General features: G+C 71.8%; 19 protein-coding genes and 2 tRNA genes. 4 read left to right on the forward strand and 17 right to left on the reverse strand.

Features of this window, described 5'->3' with window-relative positions; all coding sequences use genetic code 11:
• Positions 1–6: 6 nt before the first annotated feature.
• The 6 genes from ACIPXC_RS30350 to ACIPXC_RS30375 all read right to left on the reverse strand — a co-directional run bounded on the left by ACIPXC_RS30350 (position 7) and on the right by ACIPXC_RS30375 (position 5,190).
• Positions 7–1,599, reverse strand: coding sequence for a sensor histidine kinase (locus ACIPXC_RS30350; RefSeq protein ID WP_401624464.1), 1,593 nt, complete (start codon positions 1,597–1,599; stop codon positions 7–9).
• A complete protein-coding gene (locus ACIPXC_RS30355) occupies positions 1,599–2,366 on the reverse strand; it encodes a response regulator transcription factor (protein ID WP_401624466.1) in 768 nt (255 codons plus the stop codon). The genes ACIPXC_RS30350 and ACIPXC_RS30355 overlap by 1 nt, the downstream gene beginning before the upstream one ends.
• A 138-nt stretch (positions 2,367–2,504) precedes the next feature.
• Positions 2,505–3,386, reverse strand: a complete 882-nt coding sequence (locus ACIPXC_RS30360; RefSeq protein WP_401624468.1) for an amidohydrolase family protein — start codon at positions 3,384–3,386, stop codon at positions 2,505–2,507.
• Entirely contained in the window at positions 3,370–3,708 is a 339-nt protein-coding gene (locus ACIPXC_RS30365) for an antibiotic biosynthesis monooxygenase family protein (protein ID WP_401624470.1), read from the reverse strand. The genes ACIPXC_RS30360 and ACIPXC_RS30365 overlap by 17 nt, the downstream gene beginning before the upstream one ends.
• A gap of 157 nt (positions 3,709–3,865) precedes the next feature.
• Positions 3,866–4,759, reverse strand: coding sequence for a DUF2797 domain-containing protein (locus tag ACIPXC_RS30370; RefSeq protein WP_401624472.1), 894 nt, complete (start codon positions 4,757–4,759; stop codon positions 3,866–3,868).
• Positions 4,756–5,190: an Lrp/AsnC family transcriptional regulator gene (locus ACIPXC_RS30375; protein ID WP_401624474.1), complete on the reverse strand. Its 435-nt coding sequence runs from the start codon at positions 5,188–5,190 to the stop codon at positions 4,756–4,758. The genes ACIPXC_RS30370 and ACIPXC_RS30375 overlap by 4 nt, the downstream gene beginning before the upstream one ends.
• Positions 5,191–5,321: 131 nt before the next feature.
• Between ACIPXC_RS30375 and ACIPXC_RS30380 the strand changes: the two genes are divergently transcribed.
• Complete coding sequence (locus tag ACIPXC_RS30380; RefSeq protein ID WP_401624476.1) at positions 5,322–6,209, forward strand: SMP-30/gluconolactonase/LRE family protein; 888 nt, start codon at positions 5,322–5,324, stop codon at positions 6,207–6,209.
• Between the two features lie 18 nt (positions 6,210–6,227).
• Here the strand turns inward: ACIPXC_RS30380 and ACIPXC_RS30385 are convergent, their stop codons facing one another.
• The 3 genes from ACIPXC_RS30385 to ACIPXC_RS30395 form a co-directional block, all read right to left on the reverse strand.
• Complete coding sequence (locus ACIPXC_RS30385) at positions 6,228–6,593, reverse strand: PH domain-containing protein (protein WP_030956977.1); 366 nt, start codon at positions 6,591–6,593, stop codon at positions 6,228–6,230.
• A 235-nt stretch (positions 6,594–6,828) separates the two neighbouring features.
• A tRNA-Arg gene (locus ACIPXC_RS30390) sits at positions 6,829–6,901 on the reverse strand.
• Positions 6,902–7,159: 258 nt separating this feature from the next.
• Positions 7,160–7,250 (reverse strand) — tRNA-Ser (locus ACIPXC_RS30395).
• Between the two features lie 186 nt (positions 7,251–7,436).
• Here ACIPXC_RS30395 and ACIPXC_RS30400 point away from each other — a divergent pair.
• The 3 genes from ACIPXC_RS30400 (at position 7,437) to ACIPXC_RS30410 (ending at position 11,967) form a co-directional block, all read left to right on the forward strand.
• Positions 7,437–7,862, forward strand: coding sequence for an SSI family serine proteinase inhibitor (locus tag ACIPXC_RS30400; RefSeq protein WP_401624479.1), 426 nt, complete (start codon positions 7,437–7,439; stop codon positions 7,860–7,862).
• A gap of 120 nt (positions 7,863–7,982) precedes the next feature.
• The gene (locus tag ACIPXC_RS30405; RefSeq protein ID WP_401624481.1) at positions 7,983–11,378 is read left to right on the forward strand and encodes a PAS domain-containing protein; all 3,396 of its coding nucleotides are present in this window, start codon (positions 7,983–7,985) and stop codon (positions 11,376–11,378) included.
• 13 nt (positions 11,379–11,391) lie between these two features.
• The gene (locus ACIPXC_RS30410) at positions 11,392–11,967 is read left to right on the forward strand and encodes an antibiotic biosynthesis monooxygenase (RefSeq protein WP_401624483.1); all 576 of its coding nucleotides are present in this window, start codon (positions 11,392–11,394) and stop codon (positions 11,965–11,967) included.
• A 19-nt stretch (positions 11,968–11,986) separates the two neighbouring features.
• Here ACIPXC_RS30410 and ACIPXC_RS30415 read toward each other — a convergent pair whose 3' ends face one another.
• The 8 genes from ACIPXC_RS30415 to ACIPXC_RS30450 form a co-directional block, all read right to left on the reverse strand.
• Positions 11,987–13,636, reverse strand: a complete 1,650-nt coding sequence (locus ACIPXC_RS30415; RefSeq protein ID WP_401624485.1) for a long-chain fatty acid--CoA ligase — start codon at positions 13,634–13,636, stop codon at positions 11,987–11,989.
• Positions 13,637–13,788: 152 nt separating this feature from the next.
• Positions 13,789–14,322, reverse strand: coding sequence for a SigE family RNA polymerase sigma factor (locus ACIPXC_RS30420; RefSeq protein WP_401624487.1), 534 nt, complete (start codon positions 14,320–14,322; stop codon positions 13,789–13,791).
• 158 nt (positions 14,323–14,480) lie between these two features.
• Positions 14,481–15,647, reverse strand: coding sequence for a lipid-transfer protein (locus ACIPXC_RS30425; RefSeq protein WP_401624489.1), 1,167 nt, complete (start codon positions 15,645–15,647; stop codon positions 14,481–14,483).
• On the reverse strand, positions 15,644–16,027 hold the full coding sequence (locus ACIPXC_RS30430; RefSeq protein ID WP_401624491.1) for an acyl dehydratase: 384 nt from the start codon (positions 16,025–16,027) through the stop codon (positions 15,644–15,646). Before ACIPXC_RS30430 ends, ACIPXC_RS30425 begins: the two co-directional genes overlap by 4 nt.
• Entirely contained in the window at positions 16,024–17,055 is a 1,032-nt protein-coding gene (locus tag ACIPXC_RS30435; RefSeq protein ID WP_401624493.1) for an acyl-CoA dehydrogenase family protein, read from the reverse strand. The genes ACIPXC_RS30430 and ACIPXC_RS30435 overlap by 4 nt, the downstream gene beginning before the upstream one ends.
• Positions 17,055–18,002 (reverse strand): bifunctional MaoC family dehydratase N-terminal/OB-fold nucleic acid binding domain-containing protein, encoded by a 948-nt coding sequence (locus tag ACIPXC_RS30440; RefSeq protein WP_401624495.1) that lies wholly within the window; start codon positions 18,000–18,002, stop codon positions 17,055–17,057. The genes ACIPXC_RS30435 and ACIPXC_RS30440 overlap by 1 nt, the downstream gene beginning before the upstream one ends.
• The gene (locus ACIPXC_RS30445) at positions 17,999–19,150 is read right to left on the reverse strand and encodes an acyl-CoA dehydrogenase family protein (RefSeq protein ID WP_401624497.1); all 1,152 of its coding nucleotides are present in this window, start codon (positions 19,148–19,150) and stop codon (positions 17,999–18,001) included. The genes ACIPXC_RS30440 and ACIPXC_RS30445 overlap by 4 nt, the downstream gene beginning before the upstream one ends.
• A 177-nt stretch (positions 19,151–19,327) precedes the next feature.
• The gene (locus ACIPXC_RS30450; protein WP_401624499.1) at positions 19,328–19,639 is read right to left on the reverse strand and encodes a hypothetical protein; all 312 of its coding nucleotides are present in this window, start codon (positions 19,637–19,639) and stop codon (positions 19,328–19,330) included.
• Positions 19,640–20,236: the final 597 nt, after the last annotated feature.

The following is a 20,236-nucleotide window of genomic DNA, read 5'->3' on the forward strand; positions in this document are numbered from 1 at the left end:
CGCCTGTCACCTCAGTGTGCTGAGCCTGTGGCCCGTCTGTGAGTCCGGATCCGCCACCCCCATGGCTGCCGCCCCCGCGTCCACGTCCGCCGCGAGAGGCAGCACGACCTCGAAACAGGTCCGCCCCGGCCGGCTCCGCACGGCGACGCTCCCGCCGTGGGCCGTGACCACGGCCTGGACGATGGCCAGCCCGAGGCCGGTGGAACCGGCGGCCCGGGAGCGGGAGGCATCACCACGGGCGAAACGCTCGAAGACCCGGGGAAGCAGCTCGGGCGCGATGCCCGGGCCGTCGTCCTCGATGCGCAGCCGGACGGTGGATGTTTCACGTGAAACATGGGCGGTGACGGTGGTGCCGGGCGGTGTGTGCGTACGGGCGTTGGCGAGCAGGTTGACCAGTACTTGTTGGATGCGTGCCGCGTCGGCGCGTACGGGGGCCGGTTCCTCGGGCAGGTTCAGGCGCCAGTGGTGCTCCGGCCCGGCAGCCCGGGCGTCGCTGACGGCGTCGATGACGAGGGGGGCGAGGTCGCTGCCCGTGCCGGTGTCGCCGTCGCCGTCGCCGACGGACAGCGGGTGGCCGGCGTCGAGCCGGGCCAGCAGGAGCAGGTCCTCGACCAGGCCGGTCATCCGGGTGGCCTCGGACTCGATCCGGCCCAGGGCGTGCCGGGTGTCGGGGCCGGGCTCCTCGCGGCCCCGGCGGGTGAGTTCGGCGTACCCGCGGATGGAGGCCAGCGGCGTACGCAGTTCATGGCTGGCGTCGGCGACGAACCGCCGCACCCGCATCTCGCTCTGCTGGCGCGCGGTGAGGGCGGAGGAGACATGGCCGAGCATCCGGTTGAGGGCGGCGCCGACCTGGCCCACCTCGGTGCGGGGGTCGGCCTCGGCGTCCGGGACCCGTTCGTGGAGGGCCGGCTCGCCCTGGTGCAGAGGTAGTTCGGAGACCCGGGTGGCAGTGGCGGCGACCCGGCTCAGCGGGCGCAGGGCGACACCGACCAGGGCCTGCCCGGCGAGCGAAGCGGCGATCAGTCCGGCCAGGGTGACACAGAGCTCGACCCCGACGAGGGTGCGAACCGTGGAGTCGACCTCCCGCAGCGGGAAGGCGAGCACGAGGGTCCGGTCGGGGGAGACGTGCACCCGATAGGCGCCGAGGCCCGGCAGCTCCGCACCGACCGCCCGCTCGGGCGAACCCTGCGCGGCCTTCTGGGCGGCCCGGGCGAGGGTCTCGCTCTGGGCTTCGGTGAGGGACGGCGGAAGCTGGTCGGGCGACCACCCCTCGTGGCGGGTGTTGCGGGCGCTCCCGAGGACGGCTCCCGTGTGGTCCAGCCGGATCGCGGCGGCGTCCACCGGACTGCCGGGGGCCATGACGAAGCCCGCACCGCCCTCCCGTGCGGCCTTCCCGCCCGGTGCCCGGGCCGCCATCCTCATGGAGGTGGCCAACTGCTCGTCGAGCTGGGTGACCAGGTACGAGCGCAGCGCGAGGGTGGTGACGGTGCCGATGGCCGCTCCCACCACGGCGATCAGAGCCACCGCCGAGACGACCAGCCGGGTCCGCAGCGACCAGGGCCGGCGGCCGCCCGGTCGCCGACGCCCACGTTGTGCCACTACTCGGCCGGCTTGATCAGATAGCCGGCACCGCGCCGGGTGTGGATCATCGACGGCAATCCGAGGCCGCTCTCCAGCTTGCGCCGCAGGTAGGAGATGTAGAGCTCGACCACATTGGCCTGGCCCCCGAAGTCGTAGGACCAGACCCGGTCCAGGATCTGCGCCTTGCTCAGCACGCGCCGCGGGTTGCGCATGAGGTAGCGCAGCAGCTCGAACTCGGTGGCGGTCAGGTGGACGTCCCGGCCGGCGCGCACCACCTCGTGGCTGTCCTCGTCGAGGCGCAGATCGCCGACGGTCAGGACCGAGCCGCCGCGGGCCGCGTGTGCCGCGCCCGAACGCCGCACCAGGCCGCGCAGACGGGCCACGACCTCCTCCAGGCTGAAGGGCTTGGTGACGTAGTCGTCGCCGCCCGCGGTGAGGCCGGCGATCCGGTCCTCCACGGAGTCCTTGGCGGTCAGGAACAGGACGGGGACCTGGGGGATCTCCCGGCGCAGCTGCCCGAGAACGGTGAGGCCGTCCATGTCGGGGAGCATGACGTCGAGAACCACCACGTCCGGGCGGAAGTCGCGGGCGGCCCGCAGCGCCCCGGCCCCGTCGCCGGCGCTGCGGACCTCGCAGCCTTCGTAGCGCAGGGCCATGGACAGCAGCTCGGAGAGCGAGGGCTCGTCGTCGACGACGAGCACCCGGCAGGGCCCGCCGTCGGGCCGCACCAGGGCCGTGTGGTTGCCGGTGGACGTGGACGCATGGGAGGTGGTCGTCGCGGTCATGCGAACACGTTCCCCGGTGCCTCTGAGAGCGTTCTTGCCCCAACCTGTGAATTTCCTGAGAAAGGGCAACGGCCCCGGACCCGTCGAGCCGAGCCGAGGAGACGGCCGGGCGGGCGGGTAAAGGCGGGCAGGGGCGGATCAGCGGTCGAGGCGGAACAGCCGGGCGCCGTTGTCGTGGCAGACCGCCCGCAGCCAGTCCTCGCCCAGGCCCAGCCGTTCGAGGGCGGCGAGCTGGTGCTCGTAGGGGTAGGGGATGTTCGGGAAGTCGGTGCCGAACAGGATGCGGTCGCCGAGGTCCGCGAGCCGTCCGAGGTCTGCGGGCGGGAAGCCGCTGAACCGCTCGGAGAAGTCGGTGAAGGCCATGGTCGTGTCGAGGCGCACCGCCGGGTGACGGTCGGCGAGGTCGAGGAATTCCGCGTATTCGGGCATGCCCATGTGGGCGATGATCAGTGGCAGCCGCGGATGGCGGGCCAGCAGGCGGGCGACCGGCTCGGGCCCCGTGTGCTTGCCGGGGACGGGCCCGGAGCCGCAGTGGATCACGGTGGGGATGCCGGCCTCGGCCAGCAGCCCCCAGACGGGGTCGAGGCGGTCGTCGTTCGGGTCGTAGCCGCCGACCTGGAGGTGTGCCTTGAAGATCCGGGCGCCCGAGGTGACGGCCTGGCGGACGTAGCCGTCCACTCCCTCCTCCGGGAAGAAGGTCGCGGTGTGCAGGCAGTCGGGAGTGCGCGCCGCGAAGTCGGCGGACCAGGCGTTGAGCCAGGCGGCCATATCCGGTTTGTGCGGGTAGAGCATGGAGGTGAAGGCCCGGACGCCGAACTCCCGCAGGAGCGCGACGCGCTGCTCCTCCTCGTGGCGGTAGGTGATGGGCCACTCGACGCCGGTCAGGGGGCCGACCCCGTCGAAGTAGTCCCACACCTTCTCCAGGACCCGTCCGGGCATGAAGTGCGTGTGGACATCGACCAGTCCGGGCAGTCCGAGCCGCTCCCTGAAGGCGCGGACCGCATCAGCCGTTGAGGACAAAGCCGTGGCTCCGTTCGACGGTACCGACGTGCAGGGTGTAGCTCTGGTACCAGTCGGCGCGGCCCCGCTTCATGGCCGCCTGGTGCTCCAGGTTCTCGCGCCACACCGTGAGGGCCTCGTGGTCCCGGAAATAGGCGACGGTGATGCCCAGACCGTCAGGGGTACGCGCGGACTCGTAGCCGAGGTAGCCGGGGATCGTCTCGACGATCCCCTCCATCCGGTCGTTGAGTTCGTCGAATCCGGTGTCGTCCGCGGTACGGACGTTGCTGAAGACGGCCATGACATAGGGCGGTTCGAAGGCCGCCACCGGCTGAGTGGTCATGCCCACCACCCTCGGCGGAGCGCCCCCGGCATGTCCACCCGAATCAGCCCCAGGAGACCAAAGGGATCCAATTCTTGACCATGGCGTCCAGGGAACCCATAGGTGCCGACGGCTCACGGGCCGTCATGATCCCTCGCGGTCCTCCGCGTCCGCAACGTCAGAACAGCCCGTCCTGCCCGGCCGGAGGAGCCGCCGCGGACGGGATCCGCGTCACCGGCACCGAGGTCACCGCCCCTTCACCCGGCACGGCGAGCTCCCATCCCGCCAGCAGCCGGGTGTCGACCACGAGCCCGTCCTCGAAGTGCAGGTCGGGCCCGGCGGCGCCGACCAACCGCCCCACGACGGCCCGGTCCGCCACCATCTCCCCGATCACCCGGTCCGGGTCCGGGAGCCCCTCCCAGCCGTCCGTCCCGAACACCACCGCGTGGTCGGTGACTTCGCACCCCAGCCGCTCCAGGGACCCCGGCCACCCGCCCAGCGCCACCGCCCGGCCGTGCAGCTCGGCGACCTCGCGCGCCCGCTCCGGTACGCCGGGCAGGTGCGCCCGCACGGCGCGCTTGCGCGCGTACGCGATCCGGTCGGGCACCCGGAGCGACGCCCGCAACAGCTCCTCGGTGCGCCGGGCGGCCATCAGCGGCCCGCGCCCCAGCCAGGTCCACGCCATCGCCCCCTGCTCAAGCAGCCGGGCGGAGCCGCGTTCCTCGGCGGTGATGCCCACCTTGACCATGCCGGGCCCGAACCAGGCCAGATAGACCCGGTAGGTCCGTGGATCGGCGGCGTTGGTGTCGGCGGCCACGGAGAACGACCGGTCGAGGCGCGCGCACTCCGGGCACTGCGCGCTCCCGCCACGGCCGGGCACGGTGGCGGAGGTCGGACAGGGCGTCCGTTTCCCGGCCCGCCGCACGCCCAGGCAGCACCGCTCCCCGCGTGCGACGAAGGCCATTCGCTGCCCGTACACCAGGACGCTCGCCCGCTCGCCGCGCTCCTGGCCGTACCACCCGATGGCGGGCGCGGAGTCCGTCCACCGGATCCCTGTGCACCACCAGGTCACAGCGGGAGCGGCCGCTCGAAGAAGGTCTCCAGGACGACGGTCGCGTGGGTGCCGCTGACCCCGTCGATGGCGTAGAGGCGGCGCAGGACGTCCTGCAGCTGCTCGGTCGAGGCCGTGCGGACCTTCACCAGTACGGACGCGCTGCCCGCGATGATGTGCGCCTCCTGGATCTCCGGGATCGCGGCGAAGTCGCCTTCGGACTCGCCCATCCACGCGGTGGAGTCGACCATCACGTAGGCGAGGACCCCGCTGCCGACCGCGGCCGGGTCGACATCGACGGTGGTCCGCCGGATCACCCCGCGCTCGCGCAGTTTGCGTACGCGCTCGTGGGTGGCCCCGGCCGAAAGGCCGACAGCCGTACCGAGAGCCGCGTAGGACTGCCCGGCGTCCTGCTGCAGGCGCAGGACGAGCGCCCGGTCGATGTCGTCCACGCAATCTTCCTCTCATGGCCCTGACCACCCTTGCGAAGACGGTACATGATCCTGCAATCTCAGCCTCAGGCCGAACAGTATTCGGAGATTGCTTCTCAGGGGGAATCGTGTCTGCCATAGCCGACCTCACTTTGTACGAGATTCTGGACGAGCGCTTCAAGACGGGCCGCTGCGCCAACGGCGACGCCCGGCTGGAGCGGCTCTACGACGACTGCCGCTGGGCCGAAGGCCCGCTGTACCTGCCGGCCTGGCGGCAACTGGTGTGGAGCGACATCCCCAACGACCGGATGCTGCGCTGGGACGAGGCGACCGGCACGGTCTCCGTTTTCCGCTCACCCGCCGGTCACTCCAACGGCAACACCCTCGACCGCGAGGGCCGTCTGATCTCCTGCGAACAGGGCAACCGGCGCGTGACCCGCACGGAACCCGACGGCAGCATCACCGTGATCGCCGACCGCTTCGACGGCAAGCGGCTCAACAGTCCGAACGACGCGGTGGTCCGCTCGGACGGCTCCATCTGGTTCTCCGACCCGGACTTCGGCATCACCAGCGACTACGAGGGCCACCGCGCGCCCGGCGAGATCGGCGCCTGCAACCTCTACCGGGCCGATCCCTCGACCGGCGAAGTACGCCTGGCGGCCGACGGTTTCCTCGGCCCCAACGGCCTCGCCTTCTCCCCCGACGAGTGCGAGCTGTACGCGGCGGACACCAGGGCGGGCCACATCCGCGCCTTCAAGGTCACCGACGACGGCACCCTCACCGGTGACCGCGTCTTCACCACCTGCCCCGGCGTCGACAACATCCGCTTCGACGACGAGGGCCGCCTGTGGGCGGCCGCGATGGAGAACGGCGTCCACTGCTACGCCACCGACGGCGCCCTGATCGGCCGCCTGCGCGTCCCCGAGCCCGTCTCGAACATCGCCTTCGGCGGCCCCAAGAACAACCGTCTCTTCATCACCGCCACCACCTCCCTCTACTCGCTGGTGATGTCGGTGACCGGCCTCCCCCGGGTCCTCTGAGGCCGGCCGGACAACCGGCTACCGGGCGACGAACTGCGTCAGGATCGCCTGCACCTCGTAGATGTCGACGCCCTTGGTGAAGGTCTTCTCGATCGGCGTCGGGCTGCCGGATATCCAGATCTTCAGCTCGGCGTCGAGATCGAAGTGGCCGGCGGTCTCCACGGAGAAGTGCGTGATGCTGCGGTAGGGGACGGAGTGGTACTCCACCTTCTTGCCCGTGAGCCCCTGCTTGTCGACGAGCACCAGGCGCCGGTCGGTGAACAGGATCGTGTCCCGGATCAGCAGGAAGGCGGCGTGCACCTGCTCCCCCTGCCCCAGCAGCCGCGCGTAGTCCCGCTGCGCCGACACGGGGTCGACGGTGTGCGCATTCCCGAACAGTCCCATGATTGCCCCCGTTTTCCAGCTTCGGACGATCTCCAAGAACCGTACCGACGCCTCCGGGTGGTCGACGTCCCCCGCCGGAGCCATCCCGCCCCTGACATCTTCCGGGGGACCCCTCCCCATCAAGGAGGAGATCCCGCATCCCGCCCGGCACATCCGCAACACACGGAAGACGGGCATACGAATGCCGGGCACAAGACAGAGGCCCCGGACTTCCGTCCGGGGCCTCTGATCAGCGTGCACTCGGCAGGATTCGAACCTGCAACCTTCTGATCCGTAGTCAGATGCTCTATCCGTTAAGCTACGAGTGCTTGGGCTTCCTGGGGTTTTTCGCCCCGTTGGCCTTGCGAGAACAACAATACATGGACCTCGCCGGGACGCGAAATCCATTACCCAAACCCCACCTGACCTGCGGAAACGCTCCTGAAGAAGATCGTCCGTATGAGTCGGCGCAAGGTGCGGACTGCGGTCGGGCAACACTCGGAGCCGGCCGGAACACCCCGGCGGACCCACGGACCCCGGAACGCATCGAAGCCCCGGTCCTGACGGACCGGGGCTTCGATGAATTGCGGAGGCGGAGGGATTTGAACCCTCGATGGGTGGTAAGACCCAAACCGCATTAGCAGTGCGGCGCCATAGACCGGACTAGGCGACGCCTCCAGCACACCCCCGCGTACGAAGGTGCGTGCAGATGATGACACAGGCGCAGGGCCCCTCACCAATCCGCTCCCACGGTACTAGGCGGAACGGGCCGAGGGCAAAGCCTTAAAGGCCCCGCCGCACGCAACATCGGCGGGCTCTCGTCGTTGGTCAGGCGTATGACCCACGGACGACCTGGAGTGCCCCATGCTGCGTCTCGCCGCCTTCGCCGTCACCTCGGCCCTGGCCACCGCCGCCACCGGGCCGCTGCCCCCGCTGCCCCTGGGACAGCTGCTGGCGACGCCCGACCGGCTGACCATGAAAATGGCCGACACCGGCAACCGGCAGCTGGACCGGGAGTACACGCTCAAATGCGGTCCCGTCGGTGGTGACCACCCCGAGGCCGAGGGCGCCTGCGCGCGGCTGGACCAGCTCGCCGAGGAGGGGCGCAACCCCTTCGCCCCCGTAGCGCCGGACCAGATCTGCACCAAGCAGTACGGCGGACCCGCGACCGCGCGCATCACCGGAACGTGGAACGGACACAAGGTGAACGCCACCTTCCGCCGGACGGACGGCTGCGAAATCAAGCGCTGGGACGACTTGGAACCTCTGCTTCCGAGTGGGCGTTCCTGACCTGGGAGGATGCCCGGAAGGGGCGTCGTCGGCCGCACATCGGCCACCTCGCCGCGGGCCCGTGGCCTTAGACTCCTCCCGTGACTTGCCGGTAGTCGTTGGTCAGGGAGGAAGCTCGTCGTGAGCAGCAGGCCATCCCGAGGCGCTGCTCGCCTCGCAGCAATACTCGACGCCCTTCCGGACGCGCTGTTGCTCGTCAACGCCAACGGCACGGTCGTCAACGCCAATTCGATCGCGCTCGAGGTCATGGAGAGCCCCGGCACCGGACTCGTCGGCCGGGGCGTGCTCGACCTCCTGCCCGAGTTCGACTCCAAGCTGATCCCCGGCTCCATGCGCCGGCCGGGCGAGGGCACCGGCGGCCGCACCAAACCCAAGCGGATGATCGCCCGCCGCACCGACGGCTCCGAGTTCCCCGTCGAGGTCACCAGCGCCCACCTCGACGGCCGCGACGCCTACCGTGAGCCGCAACCCGCCTACACCGGTGACGAGCTGCTGATGCTCGTGGTCCGGGACCTCTCGCAGACCGTCGACACCGAGGCCGAGCTGGCCCGCTCCCAGCGGCAGACCGAGATGATCCTGCGCGCCGCCGCCGAGGGCGTGGTGGGCACCGACACCGAAGGCCGCGTGGTGCTCGTCAATCCGGCGGCCGCTCAGATCCTCGGCTACCGCGCCACCGACCTCGGCAACCGCGAACTTCACGGCCTGGTCCAGCACTCCCGCGCCGACGGCTCGCCCTTCCCCTTCGAGGAGTCCCCGCTCGCCGACACCCTGCGCAGCGGACGCAAGCACCGGGTGCGCGGGCAGGTGCTGTGGAACAAGGCCGGGCAGCCGGTCGCCGTCGACCTGACCACCTCTCCCGTACGGGACGGGGAGCAGCTCGTGGGCGCCGTCATGACCTTCACGGACCGGCGGCCCTACGACGCCCTGGCCGCACGGCACGCGCAGCTCATCGCCGTCCTCGGTGACTCCCTGCGCGGGCCGCTGGACGAGCTGCGCGGCGAGCTGTCGACGCTGGCGGCCGACGACGCCGGACAGCTGTGGCCGGAGGCCAACCAGCTGCTGCACCACCTGGCCGCCGGGTACTCGCGGATGACCACCCTGGTGGACAACGTGCTCGGCTTCCAGCGCCTGGACTCCGGCCGCGACAAGCTCGCGAAGAAGAAGGTCCTGATCAACGGCGTGGTCACGGCCGGCGTCGACGGCGCGGTCGAGCTGATCGGGCCCGGTCGTGCGCAGTTCGCCGTCCACGCGCCGACCATCGAGGCCGAGGTGGACGCCGAGCGGATCTCGACCGCGCTCGCGCACCTGGTCGCGGACGTCGCCGGGGTGGACGCCACCGGCAAGACCCGTCAGGGCAGCGGCTACAGCGACTCGACGATCGTGGTGGCCGCCGCGCAGCGCGGCGATGTCGTACGGATCGAGGTGCGCGGCCCCTACGAGGGCGGCAACCCGGTCCACGAGCCGATCGTCCGGGGCATCGTGGCCGCGCACGGCGGTGTACTGCAGACGGTGGAGGTCCCGGGCGCGCCCGGCGGGGCCTACGTGCTGGAACTGCCGCTCGGCGCGGGTGCCGGGACGGTGACCCTGCCCGAGCCGCCGGAGGAGCCCCCGGCGGGCAACGGGCCGGACGGCTCCGGGACGGCCGAGGGTGCCGCCCCCGGCCGGGTCTCCGGCGGCCGACGGGGCCGGCGCGGGGTGGACGCCTTCCTGGAGGACGAGGCCTCGGGTCCGCAGGCCGGTCAGGGCGGGGGCGCGCTGGCGCTGCCCTCGGGCCGTCGGCGGGCGGGCGAGGCGGCCCCGGCCTCGGGTCCCGAGCTGGCGCAGTCCCCGGTGAACCCCGCAGGCCTCGGAACCGGGCGCAGGCGCGGCCGGGCCGGTGACGACAGTGGTGAAGGCGGCCCCGAGGGCCTGGGCGGCCCCGGTCGGCCCGTCCAGCCGCAGGGCACCGCCATGCCCGCGCTCCCGCCCGTACCCGCGGTGCCCCCGGTTCCGGTGACCGAGCACCCCGCCGGCCGGCGGCGGGCGCTGGGTCCTGCCGGGCCTGCGCAGCCCGGCGGGCCGGTGCAGGTCGGCGGGCCGGTGCAGGTCGGCGGGCCGGTGCAGGTCGGCGGGCCGGTGCCGGCGACAGGGCTCGGCCCGACGCCGGCACCGGCACGGCCCATCGCTCCGGAGGGCGGCTTCGCGCTGCCCGCCGGTCCGTCTCCGGTTCCCTCCGCCCCCCAGCCCCCGGCAGGGGCCGACACGTCCGTGGCCGTCTCCGAGGGCGAGGGCGGACCCGACGCCGAGGCACCGTCCGGGCGGCGTGGCCGCCGGGCGCTGGGCTCCCCGGGCGCCGAGCCCGAGACACCCGCTGCACCGTCCGACGCGTCCGCCGAGAACCCGACCGGGCGGCGGCGCGCGCTGGCCGGCGCCCCGGCGTGGCCGGCTCCGGCGGCCGGTACCGGTTCCGAGGACGACGGGGCCTCCGGCCAGGTCACGGTCCCCGGAGCCCGCCAGGCGCAGGACGCACCGGCGCAGGGGCAGGGGCAGGGGCAGGCCGCGCAGCCGATCAGCGTGCGTGCTCTGGGCACCCTCGGCCAGGGCATCGCTGTCGACCCCGCCGCGGCCGGGCCCGCCACGGGTTCCGGCTCCGGGCGCCGTCGTCGGCTCGCCGAGCCCGGTGCGCAGGGCCGGGCCTTCGCCATAGGGGCCCCCGAGGCGGGTTCCGATGAGGGTCCCGAGCCGCTGGACGGCCCGGGCGGTGCGGTCGAGGTCGTCAACCGGCCCGTGCCTCAGCCCGTGGACGACGAACTCCCGCCGGAGCCGCTGGACAACCCGCGCCGGCTCCTGGTGTGGCCGGCGCCCGACGTGCAGACCCAGCAGGCGCTCAGCGACCGCGGCTACCGCCCGGTGGTCGTGCACTCCCGTGAGGAGGTGGACGCGCAGATCGCCGCCTTCCCGGCCGCCCTGTTCGTCGACCCGCTGACCGGGCCGATCACCCGGACCGCGCTGCAGTCGCTGCGGCAGGCCGCCGTGGCCGCCGAGGTGCCCGTGCTGGTCACGGCCGGGCTGGGGCACGCCACGCGCGAGGCGGCGTACGGTGCCGATCCGGCCGTGCTGCTGAAGGCGCTGGCACCGCGTGACAGCGAGCAGCACCCCTCACGGGTCCTGCTGATCGAGGAACGCGACGAGATCGCGACCGCGCTGACCGCGGCCCTGGAGCGGCGCGGGATGCAGGTCGCCCGGGCGGGCGCGGACACCGACGCCGTGGAGCTGGCGACGCGGATGCGGCCCAACCTGGTGGTCATGGACCTGATGCAGGTGCGCCGTCGGCGGGCCGGGATCGTGGACTGGCTGCGGGCCAACGGACAGCTGAACCGCACCCCGCTGGTGGTCTACACGGCGACCGGCATCGATCCGGCCGAACTGCCGCGGCTGGCCTCGGGCGAGAGCGTGCTCTTCCTCGCCGAGCGGGCCACCACGACGGACGTCCAGGGTCGCATCGTGGACCTGCTCGCCAAGATCGGCACCAACTAGCGATCCTGGCCCGATGGCCATCATCAACACGACCGAGCACACCGTCCCCGCCGACAACGGGGAGGTGAACCTGCTCATCGCGCGACAGGTGGAGCCGGGGCACGAGGAGACGTTCGAGGCCTGGGCCCACGGGATCCTGGAGACGGCCGCCGGCTTTCCGGACCACCTGGGTTACGGGCTCTTCCGCCCTGCGACGGACGGCGGGCCGTGGTTCCTGGTCCACCGCTTCCGCAACCAGGCCGCCTTCCAGCGCTGGCAGGACTCCCCGGAGCGGGCCCAGTGGTTCTCCAACTGCCTGGGCCACCACCACACGGAGATAGCCCGGCGGGAACTGCACGGCATGGAGACCTGGTTCGCCAAGCCGGGTACGACCCGGCCCGCGCCGCCGCGGTGGAAGATGGCGATCAGCTCGGGGCTGGCCATCTTCCCGATCTCGCTCGCCGGCAACGCGGTACTCGGGCCGTACCTGGTGGATCTGCACTTCGTGCTGCGAACGGCAGCCTTCGCCGTCGTCTTCAGCTCGCTGATGACCTACGTGGCCATGCCCGCCGTCAGCAGGCTGCTGCGGCCATGGCTCACGCGGGGCTAACCCGTCGGGGCCGACGGCGTCAGGCGATCTTGGTGACTTCCAGTGCACCGTCCGCGTACTGCTGCCGGATCACCTTTTTGTCGAACTTGCCGACGCTGGTCTTGGGCACGGCGTCGATGATCGTCCAGCGCTCCGGCAGCTGCCACTTGGCGATCGACCGCGAGAGGAACTCGCGCAGCGCCGTGTAGTCCACGGTCGCACCGGGCTTGAGGACGACGGTCGCCAGCGGCCGCTCGCCCCACTTCTCGTCGGGAACGGCCACCACCGCGGCCTCGGCGACCTCGGGGTGCGCCATGAGGGCGTTTTCCAGCTCGACGCTGGAGATCCACTCACCGCCGGACTTGATGACGTCCTTGGCGCGGTCGGTGAGGGTGAGGTAGCCGTCGGGGCTGATCACGCCGACGTCACCGGTCTTGAGCCATCCGTCGGCGCTGAACTTGTCCTCGGGCCGGAAGGGTTCGCCGGAGACACCACCGTAGTAGGCGTTCGCGATCCAGTTGCCGCGCACCTCCAGCTCGCCGGCCGACGCCCCGTCCCAGGGCAGCAGGTCGCCGCCGGGGCCGACGAGACGGGCCTCCACACCGGCGGGGAAGCGGCCCTGCGTGATCCGGTAGGGCCACTCCTCCTCGGCGCTCAGCCCGGCCGGCGGGTGCGCCATCGTGCCCAGCGGGGAGGTCTCCGTCATGCCCCAGGCATGGCAGACGCGCACGCCGAGCTTGTCGTAGGCCTCCATCAGGGAGGGCGGACAGGCCGCGCCGCCGATGGTCACCTGCTTCATCGAGGTCAGGTCCCGCGGGTTGGCGGTGACCTCGGCCAGCAGCCCCTGCCAGATGGTGGGAACGGCCGCGGCGTGCGAGGGCTTCTCCCGCTCGATCATCTCGGCCAGCGGGGCGGGCTGCAGGAAGCGGTCCGGCATCAGCATGTTGATGCCGGTCATGAAGGTGGCGTGCGGCAGGCCCCAGGCATTCACGTGGAACTGCGGGACCACCACGAGGGTGGTGTCCTTGTCGGTCAGCCCCATCGACTCGGCCATGTTGACCTGCATGGAGTGCAGGTAGAGCGAGCGGTGGGAGTAGACGACGCCCTTCGGGTCCCCGGTGGTGCCGGAGGTGTAGCACATCGCGGCCGCCTGGCGCTCGTCCAGCTCGGGCCAGTCGTAGCTGTCGGAGCGGCCTTCGAGGAGCTCCTCGTACTCGTGCACGCGCACGTTCAGGCCGTCGAGCACCGAGCGGTCACCGATGCCGGTCACGACGACGTGCTCGACGGTCGGCAGGTGCGGCAGCAGCGGCGCGAGGAGGGGCAGCAGCGTGCCGTTGACCAGGACCACCCGGTCGGCGGCGTGGTTGACGATGAAGACCAGCTGCTCCGGGGGAAGCCGCAGGTTCAGGGTGTGCAGGACCGCGCCCATGGAGGGGATCGCGAAGTACGCCTCGACGTGTTCCGCGTTGTTCCACATCAGCGTGGCGACCCGGTCGTCCTGCTGCACCCCGAGCTCGTCGCGCAGGGCGCCGGCGAGGCGGGTGGCGCGGAGGCCGATCTCGGCGAAACTGCGACGGTGCGGCTCTGCCTCCCCGGTCCAGGTCGTGACCTGGGACTTTCCGTGGATCGTCATCCCGTGACGAAGTATGCGGGTGACGAGGAGCGGTACGTCCTGCATGGTGCTGAGCAAAGCGTCCTCCCGGTGAGCGCTGCGGCGCTGCGGCGGCTACGGATGCAGCAGATTCTGCGCACGTACCGGCCGGTCTGTCACTACCCGAGGGTAGAAACCGCTTGGTGTTTCACGTGAAACATCCCCTCGTTTCACGTGAAACATCGCCCGCCTCAGCGGACCGGGGTGAGTTCCGGATCTTCACGGAGCTTGCCCAGGGCGCGGGAGACGGCGCTCTTGACCGTGCCCACCGAAACCCCCAGCAGCTCGGCGGTCTGCACCTCGCTCATGTCCTCGTAGTAGCGCAGGACGACCATGGCTCGCTGCCGGTCCGGCAGCCGGGTCACCGCACGCCACATCGCGTCGCGCAGCGCCTGGGCCTCGGCAGGGTCGGAGGAGGGTGCCGCCTCGGTCTCCGGGAGTTCGTCGCACACGAACTCGTCGACCTTGCGCTTGCGCCACTGGGAGGTGCGGGTGTTGACCAGGGTCCGCCGGACGTAGCCGTCCAGGGCACGGTGGTCCTCGATGCGGTCCCAGGCCACGTACGTCTTGGCGAGGGCCGTCTGGAGCAGGTCCTCGGCATCGCATGGGTTGGCGGTGAGGGAGCGCGCGGTGCGCAACAGGACCGTGCCGCGGGTCCGGACGTACGCCGAGAACGACGGGTAGGGCGTCGGATTCGAGGCGAGCGTGCACACAGGCGGGGTCATGTCTCCACGCTAGGAGCGCCCGCCCGCCCTGGGATCGCCCGCAGGTGCCGATGGGGGATCCATCTCAGGTTGTAGGACTGGGGCCATCCCCACCCCCTGAAGGTGGAGGGGGCAGGGCCGGGGCAAGGACCGGGGTCTCAGCCGTCGGCGCCGGGGTCTCAGCCGTCGGCGCCGAGGATCAGCCCGGACGTCGGCACCCCCGTGCCGGCCGTGACGAGTGCGTGCGAGGCCCCGGCCACCTGGTTGACGGAGGTGCCGCGCAGCTGGCGGACGGCTTCGGCGATGCCGTTCATGCCGTGCAGGTACGCCTCTCCGAGCTGGCCGCCGTGGGTGTTGAGCGGGAGCGCGTCCGCGGCCACGAAATCGGCGGCCTCGCCGGGCTTGCAGAAGCCGAACTCCTCCAACTGCATCAGCACGAAGGGCGTGAAGTGGTCGTAGAGGATGCCGACGTCGATGTCGGAGGGCCTCAGCCCGCTGGTGCGCCACAGCTGGCGCGCGACCACGTCCATCTCCGGCAGGCCGGTCAGGTCGTCACGGTAGAAGGAGGTCATGCCCTCCTGGCGGCGTCCGGCGCCCTGCGCCGCCGCGGTGATCACGGCGGGGGCGTGTCGCAGGGTGCGGGCCCGTTCGGTCGTGGTGACGACGAGGGCCTGGCCGCCGTCGGTCTCCTGACAGCAGTCCAGCAGTCGCAGCGGTTCGACGATCCAGCGCGAGGCGGCGTGGTCGGCGAGGGTGATCGGCTTGCCGTGGAAGTAGGCGGCAGGGTTGTTCGCGGCGTGCCGGCGGTCGGTGACCGCCACGTGCCCGAAGGCTTCGGGGGTGAGGTGGTAGGCGTGCAGGTAGCGCTGTGCCGCCATGGCCACCCAGGAGGCGGGGGTCAGCAGCCCCCAGGGCAGCGACCAGCCCAGCGCCGCGCCCTCCGCCGAAGGCTCGCGCTGCTGGACGCCGGAACCGAAGCGGCGTCCGGAGCGCTCGTTGAACGCGCGATAGCAGACGACGACCTCCGCGACTCCGGTGGCGACGGCGAGGGCGGCCTGCTGGACGGTGGCGCAGGCGGCGCCCCCGCCGTAGTGGATGCGGGAGAAGAAGGACAGCTCCCCGATGCCCGCCGCCTGCGCGACGGTGATCTCGGGGCTGGTGTCCATCGTGAAGGTGACCATGCCGTCGACGTCGGCGGGGGTGAGCCCGGCGTCGTCGAGGGCCGCGTGCACGGCTTCGACGGCGAGCTTGAGCTCGCTGCGGCCGGAGTACTTGGAGAACTCGGTCGCGCCGATGCCGGCGATCGCGGCCCGGCCGCCGAGCCGGTCCCGGGTGCGGACGCTCATGCCGCCACCTCCGCGACGACCGTTCCCGACACGTGGTGGCCGATGCGGTTGGCTCCGACGACCCGGATCTCGACGGTGTTGCCGAGCACGGCCGTGATGGTGCCGGTGAGGGTCATCGTGTCCCCCGGATGGTTGGGGGCGCCGAGGCGGATGGCCACCCTGCGCAGCACCGCCCGGGGCCCGAGGTGGTCGGTGACGTAGCGGCCGACCAGACCGTTGGTGGTCAGGATGTTCATGAAGATGTCCGGGGAGCCCTTCCCGCGTGCGAGCGCCGCGTCGTGGTGCACGTCCTGGTAGTCGCGGGAGGCGATCGCGCCCGCGACGATCAGCGTGCGAGTGACCGCGATCTCCAGCGCCGGCAGCGTGTCGCCGACCTTCATGCCTGTTCTCCCTCGGCTATCGAAGCTCCCAGCTCGGCCAGCAGCTCACTGCCGCAGCCCAGGTAGGCGTCCAGCTGGCGCCCCCACAGGAAGTGCCGGTGGACCGGGTGGTCCAGGTCGGCGCCCGTACCGCCGTGCAGGTGCTGGCCCGCGTGCACGACCCGCTTTCCTGCCTCCGAGGCCCACCAGGCCGCCGTGAGCGCGTGCTCGTGTGCCGGGAGCCCGCGGTCGATGCGCCAGGCCGCCTCGTAGGTGGTCACCCGGATCGCCTCGGTGTCCATGTAGGCGTCGGCCGCGCGCAGCATGACCCCCTGGTGGGTGGAGAGCGGCCGGCCGAACTGCTCGCGGGTGGAGGTGTGCTCCACCGCTCGGGCGAGCGAGCCCGCGCAGACGCCCGCCTGGAGCCCGGCGAAGGCGGTGCGTGCGGCGGCGAGGGTGTGCTCGTAGGCGCCGGCGGAGCCGATGCGTTCGGCTTCGGCCCCGCTGAGTGCCAGTCGGCCCGCGGCCCAGGGGGCAGTGGTCTCGACGGGAGACGTCCGCACGCCGGGCGCGTCGGTCCGTACGAGCCACAGAGCCCGGTCGGTGTCCGGGACCAGCAGGTGCGTGGCGTCGCGCAGCCAGGGGACGGCGGGGACGGTGCCGGTGAGCCGGCAGCGTTCGGCGGTGATCCGGCCGCGGGCCGGGAAGGCTCCGGTGGCCACGGCCTCCCCGCTGCCGAGCACGGGCAGCAGGCGGGCACGCTGCTCCGGGCTGCCGTGGGCGGCCACGGGCAGGATCCCGTACGCGCAGGTGGCGGCGTAGGGGACCTGGGCGGTGGTGCGGCCCTGCTCCTCCAGCAGCAGGACCAGCCCCAGCAGGCCGACCTCCTCGACGGCGGCGGTCAGTCCGGCGGCGGTGAGGGCCTTCCACAGTTCGGCGTCACTGCCGGTGCCGATGGCGGCGAGGCGTTCGTGGGTGGCGAGGTCGGAGAAGATCCGGGCGGCGAGACCGGCCGCAGCGGCCTGCTCCTCGGTGGGGTGGAAGTCCATCAGGCCTCGCTCCTGCGGAAGACGGGGAGTTCGAGGTCGTCGTCGACGCGCTGGAACTCCAGTCGGACCGGCATGCCGATCCGCACCTCGTCGTACGGAACACCGGTGATGTTGCTGATCATGCGGACCCCTTCGGCGAGCTCGACCAGCGCGACGGCGTAGGGCGGATCGAAGGCCGGGAACGGCGGGTGGTGCATGACGACGTGGCTGAACACGGTGCCGTCGCCGGAGGCTTCGACCGTGTCCCAGTCCGGGCTCGCGCAGCTGTTGCAGCCAGGAAGCCAGGGGAAACGGAGGGTGGCGCAGGAGGTGCAGCGCTGAATCAGCAGCCGGTGCTCCCGCACCCCCTCCCAGAAACCCTGATTGTCGCGGTTGACCACGGGGCGGGGGCGTTGTGTCCCGGTCTTCCCGCGGGGCTCGGGTTGCTTCGCCGGCCGGCCCGCGGGGGCGTACTTCAGGATCCGGAAGCGATGCGTACCGACGGGCTCCCCACCCACCCGGACGTCCATGCGGGTCGTCACGAAGTGGCCGGTGCCGAGTTTGGTCGTCTTGCGCGGTGACACGGACTCGATCACGGCGTCGAAGGTGATCGTGTCGCCGGGGCGCAAAGGGCGGAGGTACTCCTGTTCGCAGTCGGTGGCGACCACGGAGGTGAAGCCGGCGCTGTCGAGGAGGGCGAAGAGCTCGTCGTGGGCGGAGGAGCGCTCGGAGTGGCCGGAGAGCCCGCCCATGGTCCAGGCCTGCAGCATGGTGGGGGGAGCGATGGCGTCCGGCCCGGTGTAGGCGGGGTTGGTGTCGCCCATCGCCTCGCACCAGTGACGGATCATCGGCGCGTTGACCGCGTCCTTGCCCTGGCCGTCGACCGCGGCCGGCCGTCCCTCGAAGGCCGCCAGCCGTGTGTGGAACCGGGCCGCCTCCTCGGCCGTGCCGGTCGCGTCCGCCGTCATCGCTTCCTCCCCTTCATGCCGAGCCGCATCATGGCGACGATCTCCCGCTGGACCTCGCTCACCCCGCCGCCGAAGGTGTTGATCTGGGCGGCCCGGTTCAGCCGCTCGAGTTCGCCGCCCGCGAAGCCCGCGGGACCGCGTACGAGCGCCTCCTCACCCACCACCTCCTGGCACATCCGGTACACCTCGACGGTGGACTCGGTGCCGAGGAACTTCACGCCGCTGGCGTCGCCGGGGGCCAGACTGCCGCTGCCCACGTCCTGGACGAGACGCCAGTTGAGGAGGCGTACGGCGGCCAGCCGGGCGTGGGCCTCGGCGAGCCGGGACCGCACCCAGGGCAGGTCGGCGGGCCGCTCCCCGGTGGCCGGGTCGGGGGTGCGGGCGTGCCGGAGGGCGCTCGCGTAGAAGTCCTCGGCCTGCATGCCGATCGCGGCGAGGGCCACGCGCTCGTGGTTGAGCTGGTTGGTGATCAGCCCCCAGCCACCGTGTTCGGGGCCGACAAGATTGCCGGCCGGCACGCGGACGGAGTCGTAGTACGTCGCCGTGGTCGTGAGCCCGCCGACGGTGTCGATCGGGGTCCACGAGAAGCCGGGGCCGTCGGTGGGCACGAGGATGATCGAGATGCCCCTGTGCTTCGGGGCCCGGGGGTCGGTGCGGCAGGCCAGCCAGATCCAGTCCGCGTTCTGGGCGTTGGAGGTGAAGATCTTCTGTCCGTGGATCAGCCAGTCGGCGCCGTCGCGGACCGCCCGGGTGCGCAGTGAGGCGAGGTCGGTGCCGGCCTCGGGCTCGGAGTACCCGATGGCGAAGACGATCTCACCCGCGAGGATCCGGGGGAGGAAGTAGTCCTTCTGTTCCCGGGTCCCGTACTTCATCAGGGTCGGGCCGACGGTGTTCAGCGTGACCATGGAGACGGGAGCGCCAGCCCGGTACGCCTCGTCGAAGAAGACGAACTGCTCGTCCGCGCCGCGCCCCTGCCCGCCGAACTCGACGGGCCAGCCGAGGCCGAGCAGCCCGTCGGAGCCGATGCGGCGGAGCAGTTCGCGCTGGCGGGCGGGGTCGTCGGGGAGCCCGTCGGGCAGGAGTTCCTTGAAGTACGCGCGCAGTTCGGCACGGAGCCGCAACTGGCCTTCGGTCGGGGCGAGGTGCACGGCGCAGGCCTCCCGGCGTCCACATCATCGAGGTACCTGACTGTCCGTCAGATCCGCCCGTGGTGTCAAGGTCGGGAAGGAAGGGAGCGGGGCACGCGCGAGGACGCCCGCGCTACCGGACCCCAGCCGGTCCGGTCGCACGGGCGCCCTCAGGTTTCGGAGCGGCTGGTGCCGCTGCTACCACCAGGGGTGGAAGCCGACCGCCACGTTCGCGTTGACCTGGTTGACCGCCGTGAAGGCGGAGCCGTTGACCTGCGCGGAGTTGCTCTGGTTCGACGCACCGGAGCCGGTGGCCACCTGCTGCGAGGTGGACGAGTTGCCGTTGTTGTCACCGCCCACGCCGCTGCCGATGATGTCCGCGACGCTCGCATTCGATCCGTCGTTCGCGAAGGAGCCGTTGTCGGCCGAGGCCACCCCGCCGAAGAGCGCGACGGCGAGGGGCAGGGCGGCGGCAGCGGCGATGACGCGGGCGGTACGGATGCTTGCCATGTCTTGATTCCTCCATGAAACGGAAGTGGGACTCACTCCGGGCAGTTGGCCGACCGCCTCGGTCGTTCAGTTGTGCTGACGACGTCGCGAGACCAGAGTTGCCCACCGAATCCCCGGCGAACCACACCGGAGTCCCCGATTCCCCCTCAAGTATGACCAACATCGGATAAACCCGATTCACGCCCCCGAAGCCTCAGATCGGCACTCCAGACCCGACCGCACCCCGCGTCACACAAGGGATGAAGCGTTCCGCCAGACCGCCGCTCCCCGGCATGCCGAAAAGGGCCGCGCCGTCCGGGAACCCCACCGTCTCCCGGGCCTGCAGCCCTGCCGTGCCAGGCTTTACGCCCCCTGCACGCTCCCCGGCGCACGCCGGGGTGATCCATCCGCGCCCCGCTGCCGGGGCGCTACGCGGCGCGATCCACGGTCATGACCGACCGGGCTCCAGCGCCTGCCTGCGTTCCTGCTCCCACGGTCCCGCTCCTGCGGCCCTGCTCTGCAGACGATCCCGCTTTGCCTTCGGTTCTGCTGTGCCTGCGCTCGCGCTCTGGCCTGCACTGTCGCGCTCTGGCCTGTGCGCCGTGCTCCGTTGCCTGC

The organism is Streptomyces sp. NPDC090021 (assembly GCF_044748225.1).
Taxonomy (GTDB): Bacteria; Actinomycetota; Actinomycetes; order Streptomycetales; family Streptomycetaceae; genus Streptomyces.

Bases quoted from the DNA above. Each gene is read 5' to 3' on its own strand.
- ACIPXC_RS30355 (WP_401624466.1), bottom strand. From the start codon at position 2,366: ATGACCGCGACGACCACCTCCCATGCGTCCACGTCCACCGGCAACCAC.
- ACIPXC_RS30365 (WP_401624470.1), bottom strand. From the start codon at position 3,708: ATGACCACTCAGCCGGTGGCGGCCTTCGAACCGCCCTATGTCATGGCC.
- ACIPXC_RS30385 (WP_030956977.1), bottom strand. From the start codon at position 6,593: ATGGGACTGTTCGGGAATGCGCACACCGTCGACCCCGTGTCGGCGCAG.
- ACIPXC_RS30400 (WP_401624479.1), top strand. From the start codon at position 7,437: ATGCTGCGTCTCGCCGCCTTCGCCGTCACCTCGGCCCTGGCCACCGCC.
- ACIPXC_RS30410 (WP_401624483.1), top strand. From the start codon at position 11,392: ATGGCCATCATCAACACGACCGAGCACACCGTCCCCGCCGACAACGGG.
- ACIPXC_RS30420 (WP_401624487.1), bottom strand. From the start codon at position 14,322: ATGACCCCGCCTGTGTGCACGCTCGCCTCGAATCCGACGCCCTACCCG.
- ACIPXC_RS30425 (WP_401624489.1), bottom strand. From the start codon at position 15,647: ATGAGCGTCCGCACCCGGGACCGGCTCGGCGGCCGGGCCGCGATCGCC.
- ACIPXC_RS30430 (WP_401624491.1), bottom strand. From the start codon at position 16,027: ATGAAGGTCGGCGACACGCTGCCGGCGCTGGAGATCGCGGTCACTCGC.
- ACIPXC_RS30435 (WP_401624493.1), bottom strand. From the start codon at position 17,055: ATGGACTTCCACCCCACCGAGGAGCAGGCCGCTGCGGCCGGTCTCGCC.
- ACIPXC_RS30440 (WP_401624495.1), bottom strand. From the start codon at position 18,002: ATGACGGCGGACGCGACCGGCACGGCCGAGGAGGCGGCCCGGTTCCAC.
- ACIPXC_RS30450 (WP_401624499.1), bottom strand. From the start codon at position 19,639: ATGGCAAGCATCCGTACCGCCCGCGTCATCGCCGCTGCCGCCGCCCTG.